Here is a 13,625-nt window from a genome sequence, read left to right as displayed (position 1 = left end):
TTATTTTCACTTGCAGCCATCATTGCAATACCAGCACCCGGGAAGCTTATCTTTGAAGTCGAGCTGAATATAAATACACGGTCAGCATTGCCAGCATCCTTACATGAAGTGAGGATATTCTTCAGCTTATCCGGGTTATTTGTCAAATGATGTACAGTGTAAGCATTATCCCAGAATATTCTGAAATCCTTAGCTTTTGCCGGCATTTTTGCCAATCTGTCTACTACTTCATCAGAGTATGTGATCCCATCAGGATTGCTGTATTTTGGCACACACCATATTCCCTTTATTGATTCATCTTTGGAAACAAGATTTTCAATTGTATCCATATCAGGACCATCCTGCTTCATATCCACAACTATCATTTCTATTCCGAGAAGTTCACAAATAGCAAAGTGGCGGTCATATCCGGGACTTGGGCAAAGGAATTTTATAGAGGGCAGTTTTCCCCAAGACATGTCACTTCCTGCTACACCAAGCATCATAGCACGTGCTATCGTATCGTACATCATATTCAAACTTGCATTTCCACCTATTATTACTTCCTTGATATTTACATCAAGCATTTCGGCAAAAAGCTCTTTTACTTCAGGAAGTCCATCTACACCTCCATAGTTGCGGCAATCAGTACCATCTGAAGCTTTACAGTTATCATTACTCCCGGGAAAATTCATTATTTCCATTGAGATATCAAGCTGTTCAGAGCATGGCTTTCCTCTGGACATATCTAGCTTGAGGTTTTCACTTTTAAACTTATTGTATCTTGCTTGCAAGTCGGATATGTATTCCTGCATTTCCTTAACACTTGCTTCATTCAAATTTTTCATTCCGATACACCCCGCATAAATATTCTATTTATTCATCTCTAATAAAATTCATCACTTAATATAATTCATTTTTTTACTACATCTTAAATAATTCTAATATAAAATATGTTTTTTTGCAAGTTTATGATAACGATTATGCAAAATTATTTTTAAAAATAAAAAGTTATCATTTTTTTCCGTGAATATAAAATTTCATATCGGACACAATAATAGCACAAGGGTTCGTGATGGTTGAGCCAAGAATGCTATAAGGTCTTTGGACCCCCGAAGGCCGGGAGATTGAATTTTTAATCTCTGCAAGGCTTTATAGCATCCGGTCGAAGGTTAATATCAGGTTTCGCCCAGATATATATGCCTTAAGCAAGCATTTATATCGATAGTTGGCGCTAAAGCTTGATATTAGCCGGAGAGAAGAGCCTTTTATGTCCTGTAAGGCTGTACTGTAGTACTATAATGTCTCGCGGACATTTGACTACTGCAGTATGGTCGAAAGGGATATACAAGGTTCGAGCTAAGATTATCAAGGGTTCCGCAGGTATATATTCCTATTATTAACCCTGATAGTTGCTTTTTATCAGGCAATTAAGAGTATGTAATGTATACTGGAGATCTATTGCAGCCGGAAGGTTGCAGTAGGTTTCTAAGGTATCCTTGATAGCCGAGCATAGGTTAGCATAGGTTCAATAGTGCTTGCAGGTAGTCGAAAATATTTCCATGGATATGGACGATTGCATGCAGGTATGTAAGGATCTGTGTTAGCTGAAGCAAAGATCATCACGGGCTCTTATTATTTTCTATTAACTCTAAGAACACATCAACTTGAAGTAAAGTTATAACTTGGAGCAAAACCCTAGCTCAAGTGAATAATCTCTTTTTATTTTCTCTAAACAATACAATCTTTATATATTCAATAATAATTTTTGTTTAATACCAAAATATTTTGGTAAATTAATATTGTAATTTTAAAATTGATATCTTTTATTAATACTAATTAATTTTTAGAACAATTTGAAAGGATGTGTGTTTATGAGAAAACTGTGGAAATGTACTGTATGCGGATACATACATGAAGGTGAGAGTGCACCTGAAAATTGCCCGAAATGCGGCGCGTCAAAGGAAAAATTCAATGAATTGAATCCGGAAGATGCGGAAAAGATTTATAAATCAGACAGAACTAACGATATTCATATGGAAATTATCGGGCTTGCTATGAAAATTACAGCTTTAAGTGAAGAAGGGATAAAGCTAAATCTTGATCCCGCATGTGTAGCCTCTTTTGAAAAAGCTAAAAACGCAGCTTGGATTATGAAGCAGATTGCAAAAGCCGAACTGGCCGGTCATATGGGTAAAGGAAAATGGTGAGTAAAGCCGGCTTATACGAGCCGGCTTTCACTTGCTTTCAATTATTTATTATAAAACAGTTATTTATCCATTGGTTTTGAAAGATGTGCTACAACACTTCCTTAATTACCCTAAGAAAATTCATTCCAGCAAAATCCTCAATGTCTTTACTTTTATAGTTGAGTTTTTCCAGTTCTTTAATGATTGATGCTATGTCTTCAATTCCGTTTATACCTTCAGGAGTACTTTCAATACCGTCAAAATCAGCACCAATACCCATATGCTCAGTACCAATCAAACCGGCAATATATTCTATATGTGCAATGATATCTTTCATGGAAGCTTTGCCCGAATCGTTCAGGAAATGTGGATAAAGATTGATTCCGACTACTCCACCGTTATTCTTTACAGCTAATAGCTGCTCATCAGTAAGATTCCTTCTGTGACTGCAAATTTTCTTAGCGTTTGAATGTGATACAATTACGGGTGCTTTAGTAATATCCATTACATCCCAAAAGCCTTTTTCAGCTATATGCGACAGGTCTACCAGCATACCCAGCCTATTCATCTCTCTCACTGCTTCTCTTCCGAAAGATGTCAGCCCTCCGCCTGTAGATGAATCTCCCACTCCGTCTGCTATCTCATTTCTGTGGTTCCATGTGAGGCAAACACTTCTTACACCTAGTCTGTAAAACATTCTTAAAGCTGACATATCTCCTTGAAGGGCATCACCACCCTCTATAGATAATAAGGCTGCAGCCTTTTTTTCGGACAAAGCCCTTTCTATATCGCTATAATTACAACATGACATTATGCTGTCACTATATTTTTCTGTTTCTAAGTAATACTTATCTATAATCTGAACAGCACGCTTCATTGCATATGCCTGACCAAAGGAAGGATCTATGAATGCGGCAAAAAACTGAATACAACTCCCTACCCTATTCATCCTCTCAATATCTATATGGCAGCTATTTCTGTTCAGGTCTTGTCTAAATTCCATTATCTTTGTTATAGTATCACAATGAGCATCCACATATATCATGTCTTTCTCCTTTTGCTCGGCTATGCATTAACACACGAGTGTACATTTTTCATTAAGAAGCCATACTTTGCTTTTCATCAATACTATGCTATAATCACATTATCATATTTATGCAGGATGATTCAATATATGTTTATAAACAAAAAAAAGATAAAACACCTTGAATTAATACCAATTATACTTATCTCCTTCATTCTCTTTAAAATAGTAAACGAACCCGGATTCCTTTTTGGTGGCTTAAGATATGTCATATCTATCTTCAGTTATCTTATTTGGGCTTTTGTAATTGCGTTTCTCTTAAATCCTATGATGGTTTATCTGGAACGTAAGTTCAAAATAAACAGAATATTCAGCATACTGATTATTTATTTGTTGTTTGTTGCACTTATAGCTTTTGTAATAATCGTAATAACGCCGATTTTAGTTGAAAACATCGGTATGTTCCTAAAAAACCTTGATTCGTATGTTACAAGCACACAAAGCTGGATAACAGAGATTATCGATGATCTGAAGCTTGATGATAAATATGATGTGTATACATATCTTGAAAACAACATTAATGATATTTTGCAGATGGTTAAAGGTTTTCTCAACATATCTCTAAACTTTGTTTTCAAAAAAATCATAGATCTTACTTCAACTATGCTTAAGCTTATTTTCGGTATTTTGATTTCAATTTATCTTTTATCCGATAAGGAAAAGCTTATTATAAAGATAAAGAAGCTGTTATTTGCAGTTTTAAGTTCAAACACAGCAAAGATGTCAATTAACATAGGAAGAAAGCTAAACAATGCTTTTTCAAAATATATAATTGGTAAGCTGATCGATTCAGCCATAATAGGTGTCATCTGCTTCCTGGGACTATTTACATTCAAAGTCCCCTTTGCCCTTCTTATCAGTATAATTGTCGGAGTAACAAATCTTATACCTTACATAGGCGGAATAGTAGGTCTTATCCCTGCCGTAATAATAATACTAATAATCAGTCCGATAAAAGCACTCTTTGTATTTCTGTTTCTGCTTGTTTTACAGCAGCTTGACAGTTGGATACTAAGTCCAAAAATAATCGGAAATCAGACCGGCCTTACTCCTTTATTGATTATTGTTGCTTTAATGGTAGGAGGAGCTACATTTGGAATAATGGGGATGTTTATTGCTATACCTGTAACAGCTGTAATTAAAGAATTCGTTGGAGAATACGTTGAAAACAGGCTTAAGGCAAAAGGAATTGATGATTCTACAATAAAAAGTTAATGTAAAAATTTCTTAATTTTTTCGACCATGACTACTAAAAAGCATTCTTAATGAGGTTTATTGTGTATTCCTTGTCTTTGCTGAATACTATCTCAACTATATCAAATCTTAAGTTACTGTCATATAATTTATGTTTGCTTACATAAATATATGCCAGCTTTTTTATTTTAGATTGCTTCCTGTAATTTACAGCTTCTGAAGGCATACCAAACTCAATGCTTGTACGTGCTTTTACTTCTACAAAGCAGATAAATTCCCTTTCCCGGGCAATTATATCTATTTCGCCGATTCTTCCTTCTCTGAAATTTCTTTGTACAATGACATAATTATTCTCTTTGAGGTGTTTTACGGCAATATCTTCACCCTTTTTACCAAATAATCTTTTATTTTCCGGAGGCATTTTTCCCTCCATACTCTCTGTCCATATTACTGACAAAAACAAGTATTTCAGCCACTACTTCATAAAGCTCCTGAGGTATATCATCACCAATGCTTAGCGAGCTTAATGTATGTGCAAGCTGGGCGTTTTCATAAACAGGTACGTTGTTTGCCTTTGCTGTTTCCACAATCTTTTCTGCTATTTCGCCTTTTCCCAAAGCAACTATTTTGGGAGCTTTATCTTCACCAGGCAAATATTTGAGGGCAGCAACCTTTTTTATTTTCTTTTCATTAGTCTCACTCATACTTTACCCCAGTCCCAACATAGACCTATAATCGATAATCTATCGTAACCCTGCCTTGCGCGAATTCCTTTTCTGCAACTTCAGCAATGTTAGTCAGATTAATATCTTCTTCAGAAATCTTAAATTTAAAATCCACCAGCTTGTAGCCTTTTTCCTTTAGCCTGTCATACAGCTCTTTATGATACCCTTTTATAAAGCTTACTATTTTATTGTCCTCAACTCTCATGTTGATGCTTATGTTTTTCTTGTTTAGTCCCAAAAATGTATCAACCTGCCCCATGTTCTCTGTATTAAGCGAAATGAACATAGTAGTGTTTTCCGGATTAATTCTCTGTTTTCTGGAATCCCTTTTCAATACATAAAACTCACCGGTAGTATTGCGGTCAAATATGTTTAGCGGGATTTGAATATACGTGCTATAATTGTTCAGCTGGTTCATAAACCTGATATTATCTTCCATTTGTTCAATATTGTTTATTAGTGCAGTCTTATTTGCTATATTACTTAATTCCAGAGTATCTTTCACTATGCTTAGATTACTGTACAATTCTTTGTATATATTCTTTACATTTACTTCCTCTTTAAGATTTTCTGAGTCTATACTTACAAATAACTTACTGAATATATCTCTTATAGTTTTATTTTCATAATTTTGTGTTTGAGTAGAATCATGCTTTACTGACTTTTGGTTCTCAATATTGCTATAGTCTTTGATTTCATCAATCTGCTTAAATATATTTGAAATTTTATTGATAATATCCAGGATTTCAGCTTTTTGCCTTAGATTTGACTTATCGTGCTCATATATATTTCTGATTAGGAAATTCTCAAATTTCTCACTCATTTCCCCTGCTGAGAATTTATTGTTTTCAATAAAAGTCTTAATTTTGTTAAGTACAGCAGAATCAGAGGCTGCTGCATCTACTCCTTTGCCGGTTTTCACAGATTTATCTATCAGATTATCCAGCAATTTGTCTATCTCACCAAAATGCTTTCCTATTTCAATATGGGTAGAATCCCTATCTTTAGAACCATAAATGATTTTTCCCGCCGGCTTAAAATCTGTAATTGCATTTTCTTCTACATTCTTATTTGTCAGCCGTTCAACCATATTCTTAAGAACTATTTCATCCTCAATCTTTTCCAGAGATTTCACAAGTCCTTCAATACTTTGGGTTATCTTAACTTTTTCATCTACCAGTTGCTTTAGAGCAGATATGTTCTTTTCCTCTGCTCCCAGTTTGTTTGCAAAAAGAAAAACTGCCTTTGCAGGGTTTATGTCCTTAAACCTTCCAAGTATATCAACTGCCTTTTCAAAATTCTCCTTATTTAGAGGAAGTCCATTTGATTTGATTTCTTTAGATATAGCCAGATTTTCACCATCCGGTATAATACCTAAAGTTTTCATTTGCCTGACCAGTTCTTCACTTCCCTCTTCTTTCTTTATAGTGGCGCTTTTAATTGTTTCAAGCAATACTTTATTATCCTGTTTGTCCTTTACTCTGAAATCGGCAAAATCCCCTCGTTTCAACCCCAGATTTTCCGTACTGCCCGTAGTAGAAGCATTAATGGTAGAGCCATCAAAAAGTTTTAGTATAAGCTCATTTGATGTTATCTCGAGAATTTGTGCTCTTACAATGTCACCTGCATTTGCTCTTTCCAGAATGCCTTCCAAACCGGAAAGATTAATGATTTGACTCTGAAATAACCCATCAATTCTCATAAATGCCCCCATTTATCCAGTAAAATTTTTTGTAAAGCTTATTCTATGTATCGGACAAATCCCAAATTTTTTTATAGCATCTATATGTTCTTTTGTTCCATATCCCTTATGCTTTGCAAATCCATACTGAGGGTATAGCCCATCCATTTCTTCGATCAACCTATCTCTTGTAACTTTAGCTAAAATGGATGCAGCAGCAATCGAAATACTGAGAGCATCCCCTTTTATTATAGCCTCCTGTTCTATATATACTTCTTCAAGCTTCACAGCATCAATCAGTATTAGTTCCGGTGCAGGTTTCAATGATTCTACCGCTGCCTTCATAGCTTTTTTGGTTGCATTTAATATATTTATACCGTCAATGCATTTCTCGTCAGACATACCTATTCCGTAAGCTACTGCTTTTTCCTTTATTTCATCAAATAACAAATCCCTCTGCTGTGCAGAAAGCTTTTTTGAGTCATTTAGGTTTGCTATAAATACCTCTTCAGGAAGAATAACAGCTGCAGCTACCACAGGTCCTGCCAATGGTCCTCTCCCTGCCTCATCTATTCCCGCAATAAACCTTTTGCCCCTTGCATATCCTTCCTTTTCATATCTGCACATATCCAGAAAGCGTTCTTTTTCCTTATCTAATGCAGCTTTTTTCTTCTTATGCTTTTCTATTTGTTTTGTGAGATCTATATGATATGTATCCTGTGTTGCATACAGGTATTCCAATGCCGAATCAATATCCAGAGTTTTTATGTATCCTTCTATATCCTTTATTTTAGGCTTTTGATTCATTTTTACCCCCAGAGCAATCCGTTATTTTTCTTCAATTACTTCCTCTTTAGCCTGTATCAGGTCATTTGGCCTTTCCAATGTTATCCTGCCGATTTTGCCGCCACGGTATTCATCAAGAACTATTGCAGAAATCCTTGAATGGTCAATTTCTCCTCCAGATACAATGCAGCCTCTTTTTTTCCCTGCTTCATTGAGCAGTGTCAAACCGCTTTTTTCTCCTACAGACTCCAGCTTGAATCTTTCCATGATATTTTGGGGATACGTTTTCCCGAGTCTTTCCAAAAGTGCGGCAGCAACTTCTGTTATATCAATTATATCATCCTTGATAGCACCGGTAAAAGCCAAATTCATTCCAACCCTCATATCCTCAAATTTTGGCCACAAGATACCCGGCGTATCAAGAAGTTCTATTTCTTCATTTATCCTTATCCATTGTTTTCCTCTGGTAACACCTGGCTTGTCCCCCGTTACCGCACTGGCTCTTCCGGCTACTTTGTTTATAAAAGAAGATTTACCTACGTTAGGTACACCTACAATCATGGTCCTTATAGGTCTGAATAACCTTCCTTTCTGTTTTTCTCTATCAAGCTTTTCTTTCATAATATTTCTTAGTTTTACTTTTAATTCATTGATTCCTTTACCTCTTATAGAATCAATAAAAATAGTGGCATAACCTTGTGAGCTATACCATTTGCTCCATTCCCGCGATGCAGCTTCGTCTGCAAGATCCGCCTTGTTTAAGGCTATGATTCTGTGTTTGTTTTTAACTATTTCATCAATGTCCGGATTCTTGCTACTTACCGGTATTCTTGCATCTAAAAGCTCTATTACGACATCTATCAGCTTCAGGTTTTCTGCTAAAATTTTTCTTGTTTTAGCCATATGCCCCGGAAACCACTGTATATTCATCTTAATCCTCCAAATCCTTTATGTTTGCACCTTTCATATTACTATATATGAGTCCTAAATCTTTAAAAGGAAATAGCCTAAATACAGCTTTGCCTCTTATCCTGTCAAAATCAATCAATCCGATTATCCTGCTATCACTGCTGTTTTCTCTATTGTCACCTAAAACAAAAACTTTCTTTTGTGGTATTTTAATTGGGAAATCCATATTTTTTCTTTCTGTAATTCCTTTTGCATAAGGCTCACTTAATTTTACCCCGTTTACATAAACATATCCATCGTCTTTTATATCAATTTCATCTCCCGGTATGGCTATTACTCTCTTTATGTAATCTATCTCTTCCGGATCAGGAACAGGCAAAAAATTAAATATTCCTCTCTGGTACTCAAGAGTAATTATGTCGCCCCTTTCAGGGGAATGAAAAAAGTATCCCAGTTTATACACAATAATTCTCTGTTCATCCTGCAGAGTGTCCTGCATCGAACTGCCATCTACCAACGCCTGCTCAAAGACAAAGCCTCTAATTAAAAAAGCAAGTACCACAGCTATCAGTATCGCCTGAATCCATTCAAGTACTTCTTTAAAGCTACTTTTCCTGCTGCTTTTGGTTTTTGGTATATTATTATCCATATCCATAATAATTTCTACCTACTCATAAGTTTATTCTAAATAGTATAAGAAAAGGGACATTTTTATTGTCCCTTTTTTTACTTCTCTTATTCTGCTTTAACATCAAGCTTTTCTTTAATTTTTGCTGCTTTACCAACTCTTTCACGGAGGAAGTAAAGTTTAGCTCTTCTAACTCTACCTTTTCTTATTAATTCAACTTTATCAATCTTAGGAGAATTAATAGGTAAAATTCTTTCAACTCCAACACCATAGGAAATTCTTCTTACAGTAAAAGTTTCCTTAATGCCTTCGCCCTTTTTAGCTATTACAGTACCTTCGAAGATCTGAATTCTTTCTCTGTTACCTTCAATAACCTTTAAATGAACTTTTACATAATCACCGATTTCCACTTTAGGTACGTCTGCTCTTATCTGTTCATTTTCTATTGCTTTCAATATGTTCATTTGTATGCCTCCTCCCTTTCCTAGACGTTCATGCAAAGCACTTCACCATCTTTAGCAGTGGACCGCCCGTATTTCACACGCTCAATATTTTACCATATGATTATGTTTTTGTAAATGATAAATTTGATTTTGACTTAAGTATTGTTAGTGATTTCGCTAAATAATTTTTTATCTTCAGTACATAACTCATATTTTTCAAATAAATCGGGACGCTTTTTATATGTTCTTAATAAAGATTGCTGCCTCCGCCATTTGTTTATATTAGCATGATGACCTGACATCAATACGTCAGGTACTTTTCTGCCATTGTATTCATAAGGCCTTGTATATTGGGGGTATTCCAGGAGGCCACTATAGTGGGATTCATCAGAAAATGACTCCTCATTTGATAGTACGCCTGGTATCAATCTGCTTATGCAATCTATGAGAACCATTGCAGGTAATTCTCCTCCCGTAAGGACAAAATCACCTATAGATATCTCTTCATCCACAAGGTCTTCTATTACTCTTTCATCTACACCTTCATAGTGGCCGCACAGCAAAATCAAATGCTTATCTTCCTTTAACTCATCTGCTTTTTTCTGATCGAATACTTTGCCTTGCGGGCTGAGATAAACAACTTTTGGCTTATAATTCAAGCCTTCAACTATAGATTTATAGGCATCGGATATGGGCTGTATCATCATAACCATTCCATTTCCGCCACCATAAGGGTAGTCATCAACTTTCCTGTGCTTATCTCTTGAAAAGTCACGTATATTAACAGTATTTATTTCAATGAGCTTATTTTCCTGTGCTCTTCCTATGATGCTCTCACCCATCACAGCATTGAACAATTCGGGAAACAAAGTCAAAACATCAAATCTCATAGCTGTTTCCTCTTAATATTGTTTGAATATATTTCTATTACATAAAAATATTTATAAGCCCTCAGGCAAACACACCATTATCTTTTTATCTTCAACGGAAATTTCCTTTACCACTGTTTTAAGTGCAGGTATAAGAATCTCCTTATTCTCTTCGCCTTTTACAATATATACATCATTGCTGCCTGTTTTTATGATATTGTGCAGTATTCCCAACCTGCCCCTTTTTTCATCAAAAACTTCACAGCCTATCAGATCACAAATGAAGTAAGAATATTCCGCTAGTTTAACAGCATTCTTCCTATCTACCAAAATGTAGGACTCTTTCAATGTCTCTGCTGCATTCATATCGTCCATACCTTTAAGCTTAATAATCACCATGGATTTAAAAAACTTTACGCCTTCTATTTCTGCTTCTTCTTGTACTGAGTTACGCTCAATGTAGACTTTTTTCAGTTTAATGAATCTTTCAGGGTCGTCTGTAAGTGGTATAACTTTTAGTTCCCCTTTTATTCCATGTGTGTTTACTATTTTTCCGATCTGAAGGAACTGCTGCATTGATGTCTCACCTTTCTTTCAAAAATAAAGCCTGTTTTCCAAAATTTGTTTCTGTGCATCAATAGAGGGTATGTTGATGATATATTTGTTATCTTTTAATAGCCATATTACAATAAAAAGGCGATATTAATGTCGCCTTTTTATTGTATGATCTCCACAACTACTCTTTTATCATCTTTTATTGCTGCAGCCTTGATAACAGTTCTAATTGCTTTTGCAATCCTTCCCTGTTTTCCGATAACCTTTCCCATATCATCTTTTGATACTTTCAGTTCGAGTATCAAAGACCTTTCGCCTTCAACCTCATTAACCATTACCTCATCAGGGTTGTCAACAAGCGCTTTGGCAATTGTTTCGAGAAGCTCTTTCATATAAACACCTCCCGCTTAAACTACTGAATAATTCCAGCTTTTTTAAGTAATGACTTAACTGTATCTGTAGGCTGAGCACCATTCTTAATCCACTTAGCTGCTTTTTCATTATCAATGCTCACTTCAGCAGGGTCTTTAAGTGGGTTATAAGTACCTATTTCTTCGATAAATCTACCATCACGCGGATATCTTGAATCAGCTACAACTACTCTGTAGAAAGGGCTCTTTTTTGCACCCATTCTTTTTAATCTAATTTTTACTGCCATCTCTTTCACCCCTTTCAAAACCTTTTTTGAGGTTTAGTATTTATGGTTTATGGTCTAGGAGTCTAAGCAAAAACTATTAACCCTAAACTTTAAACGTATATATCATCAAAACGGTAGTTTAAATTTACCTAATCCTTTTTTACCGTGTTTGCCCATATCACTCATCATTTTCATCATTTTCTTTGCTTCTTCAAAGCCTTTTAGAAGCTTGTTGACATCCTGAACGGTAGTACCGCTCCCCGCCGCTATTCTCTTACGTCTGCTGCCGTTTATTATTGTAGGATCTATTCTCTCTTTTTTTGTCATAGAATTAATTATTGCTTCACTCCGTGACATTTCCTTCTCGCTTTTTTCCATGTCTACACCTTGTAATGCTTTCGTATTCATTCCAGGCAGCATATTCATCACCTGGCTTAAAGGCCCCATTTTTTTCAGCTGCTGCATCTGATCCAGATAATCCTCAAGTGTAAACTGCATGGTACGCATTTTCTTTTCAAGCTCAAGAGCTTTCTTTTCGTCAAATGCTTCCTGCGCCTTTTCTATAAGACTTAAAACATCTCCCATGCCAAGAATTCTTGATGCCATCCTGTCCGGAAAGAAAGGCTCAAGATCGCTCAATTTTTCTCCCATACCCGCAAATTTTATGGGTTTGCCGCTTACAGCCCTTACTGATAATGCAGCACCGCCTCTTGTATCGCCATCAAGCTTGGTAAGTACTATACCGTCGATACCCAGCTTTTCGTTGAAGCTCTCTGCAACATTCACTGCATCCTGCCCTGTCATGGCATCCACTACCAATAATATCTCATGCGGCTTTACAGCATTTTTTACATTGGATAATTCATCCATTAATTCTTCATTTATATGAAGGCGACCGGCTGTATCAATTATTACAAGATCATTTTGCTTTGATTTCGCATGCTCTATTGCCGCTTTTGCTATATCTACAGGATTGACCTTATCACCCATTGAAAAAACAGGTATGTTCAACTGATCTCCAACCACCTGAAGCTGCTTTATCGCTGCAGGCCTATAAACGTCACAGGCAACCAGCAAGGGACTTTTCCCCTGTTTTCTTAAAAGATTCGCCAGCTTTCCTGTAGTTGTAGTCTTACCAGAACCCTGAAGTCCAACCATCATATACACAGTGGGACTCTTGGGAGAAAAAGTTACTTTGCTCTGTTCTCTCCCCATAAGTTCGATAAGCTCTTCATGAACTATCTTAATAACCTGTTGTCCGGGCGTGAGACTTTCTAAAACATCCTGCCCTACAGCTCTTTCCGACACTTTATTTATAAAGTCTTTAACAACTTTGAAGTTTACATCTGCTTCCAGCAAGGCAAGCTTAATTTCTCTCATCATTTCTTTTACATCTTTTTCTGAGACCCTGCCCTTGCCTCTTAATTTATTTATAGTATCCTGAAGTTTACCTGATAAACCTTCAAATACTGACATGACCAACACCCCTTTTCTAATACCGGCTGATTTTTCTAACCAGCGAATATGAAAATTAAGAAATATTTCAACTATTATCTATTATAGCGTTGATACCCTCTTCTATTCTATTGAAAATTGTGACATCTTTGCTGCTTAGTTTACTTGTATCTATAAGTTTAACATATTTAAGCATTTCCTGAGCACGCTTTTTTTGTTCCGAAAATTTATTCACAAGGCCAAGCTTTGATTCAAATTCGTTTAAAGCTGTCTTTGCTCTCTTTATATTGTCATAAACACCCTGCCTGCTTATATTCATCTGTTCTGCTATCTCCCCTAGGGAATAGTCGTTGTTGTAGTGCAGATCAAGCATTTCATATTGTCTTTCAGTTAGAAGCTGTCCATAAAAGTCCAGCAGTAGTGTTATTTCATATACATTTTCCATATCTCATCCACTTCATTGTAAAGTATTTTTACTTTACACCTTATTT

At 35.8% G+C, this 13,625-nt stretch carries 17 protein-coding genes; 2 read left to right on the top strand and 15 right to left on the bottom strand.

All coding sequences use genetic code 11. The features are described from left to right. Positions 1–827, bottom strand: an 827-nt coding sequence (locus tag N3I35_17895) for an aminotransferase class I/II-fold pyridoxal phosphate-dependent enzyme (protein MCX8131957.1), incomplete at its 3' end; no start/stop codon positions are given. 1,026 nt (positions 828–1,853) lie between these two features. Between N3I35_17895 and N3I35_17890 the strand changes: the two genes are divergently transcribed. Then, positions 1,854–2,189 carry a rubredoxin gene (locus N3I35_17890; GenBank protein ID MCX8131956.1) on the top strand — a complete coding sequence of 112 codons (336 nt, stop codon included), beginning with the start codon at positions 1,854–1,856 and terminating at the stop codon, positions 2,187–2,189. Positions 2,190–2,277: 88 nt separating this feature from the next. Here N3I35_17890 and N3I35_17885 read toward each other — a convergent pair whose 3' ends face one another. Further along, the gene (locus N3I35_17885) at positions 2,278–3,213 is read right to left on the bottom strand and encodes a dipeptidase (protein MCX8131955.1); all 936 of its coding nucleotides are present in this window, start codon (positions 3,211–3,213) and stop codon (positions 2,278–2,280) included. 129 nt (positions 3,214–3,342) lie between these two features. On the opposite strand from N3I35_17885, the gene N3I35_17880 reads away from it, so the two are divergent. After that, positions 3,343–4,467, top strand: a complete 1,125-nt coding sequence (locus N3I35_17880) for an AI-2E family transporter (protein MCX8131954.1) — start codon at positions 3,343–3,345, stop codon at positions 4,465–4,467. Positions 4,468–4,501: 34 nt separating this feature from the next. Here N3I35_17880 and N3I35_17875 read toward each other — a convergent pair whose 3' ends face one another. From N3I35_17875 to N3I35_17815, 13 genes are all read right to left on the bottom strand, one after another. After that, positions 4,502–4,867, bottom strand: coding sequence for a YraN family protein (locus N3I35_17875; protein MCX8131953.1), 366 nt, complete (start codon positions 4,865–4,867; stop codon positions 4,502–4,504). After that, entirely contained in the window at positions 4,851–5,150 is a 300-nt protein-coding gene (locus N3I35_17870) for an EscU/YscU/HrcU family type III secretion system export apparatus switch protein (protein ID MCX8131952.1), read from the bottom strand. Before N3I35_17870 ends, N3I35_17875 begins: the two co-directional genes overlap by 17 nt. Before the next feature lie 25 nt (positions 5,151–5,175). Beyond that, positions 5,176–6,873 carry a flagellar hook-length control protein FliK gene (locus N3I35_17865; GenBank protein ID MCX8131951.1) on the bottom strand — a complete coding sequence of 566 codons (1,698 nt, stop codon included), beginning with the start codon at positions 6,871–6,873 and terminating at the stop codon, positions 5,176–5,178. 12 nt (positions 6,874–6,885) lie between these two features. Next, positions 6,886–7,659, bottom strand: a complete 774-nt coding sequence (locus N3I35_17860) for a ribonuclease HII (GenBank protein ID MCX8131950.1) — start codon at positions 7,657–7,659, stop codon at positions 6,886–6,888. Positions 7,660–7,680: 21 nt separating this feature from the next. Next, on the bottom strand, positions 7,681–8,568 hold the full coding sequence (gene ylqF, locus N3I35_17855; protein MCX8131949.1) for a ribosome biogenesis GTPase YlqF: 888 nt from the start codon (positions 8,566–8,568) through the stop codon (positions 7,681–7,683). Position 8,569: 1 nt separating this feature from the next. After that, positions 8,570–9,202: a signal peptidase I gene (gene lepB / locus N3I35_17850; protein ID MCX8131948.1), complete on the bottom strand. Its 633-nt coding sequence runs from the start codon at positions 9,200–9,202 to the stop codon at positions 8,570–8,572. Positions 9,203–9,282: 80 nt separating this feature from the next. Then, complete coding sequence (rplS, locus tag N3I35_17845) at positions 9,283–9,639, bottom strand: 50S ribosomal protein L19 (protein ID MCX8131947.1); 357 nt, start codon at positions 9,637–9,639, stop codon at positions 9,283–9,285. A 134-nt stretch (positions 9,640–9,773) separates the two neighbouring features. Continuing rightward, positions 9,774–10,508: a tRNA (guanosine(37)-N1)-methyltransferase TrmD gene (gene trmD / locus N3I35_17840; GenBank protein ID MCX8131946.1), complete on the bottom strand. Its 735-nt coding sequence runs from the start codon at positions 10,506–10,508 to the stop codon at positions 9,774–9,776. Positions 10,509–10,559: 51 nt separating this feature from the next. Next, positions 10,560–11,063, bottom strand: coding sequence for a ribosome maturation factor RimM (gene rimM / locus N3I35_17835; protein ID MCX8131945.1), 504 nt, complete (start codon positions 11,061–11,063; stop codon positions 10,560–10,562). Positions 11,064–11,203: 140 nt separating this feature from the next. Continuing rightward, positions 11,204–11,434, bottom strand: a complete 231-nt coding sequence (locus tag N3I35_17830) for a KH domain-containing protein (protein ID MCX8131944.1) — start codon at positions 11,432–11,434, stop codon at positions 11,204–11,206. A 20-nt stretch (positions 11,435–11,454) separates the two neighbouring features. Next, positions 11,455–11,700 carry a 30S ribosomal protein S16 gene (gene rpsP / locus N3I35_17825; protein ID MCX8131943.1) on the bottom strand — a complete coding sequence of 82 codons (246 nt, stop codon included), beginning with the start codon at positions 11,698–11,700 and terminating at the stop codon, positions 11,455–11,457. A gap of 105 nt (positions 11,701–11,805) precedes the next feature. After that, on the bottom strand, positions 11,806–13,155 hold the full coding sequence (gene ffh / locus N3I35_17820) for a signal recognition particle protein (GenBank protein ID MCX8131942.1): 1,350 nt from the start codon (positions 13,153–13,155) through the stop codon (positions 11,806–11,808). Between the two features lie 67 nt (positions 13,156–13,222). Next, entirely contained in the window at positions 13,223–13,579 is a 357-nt protein-coding gene (locus N3I35_17815; protein MCX8131941.1) for a putative DNA-binding protein, read from the bottom strand. Positions 13,580–13,625 lie beyond the last annotated feature (46 nt).

The organism is Clostridia bacterium, assembly GCA_026414765.1.
GTDB lineage: Bacteria > Bacillota > Clostridia > Acetivibrionales > DSM-27016 > SKW86.
This window is presented reverse-complemented; position numbering and strand designations above follow the sequence as displayed.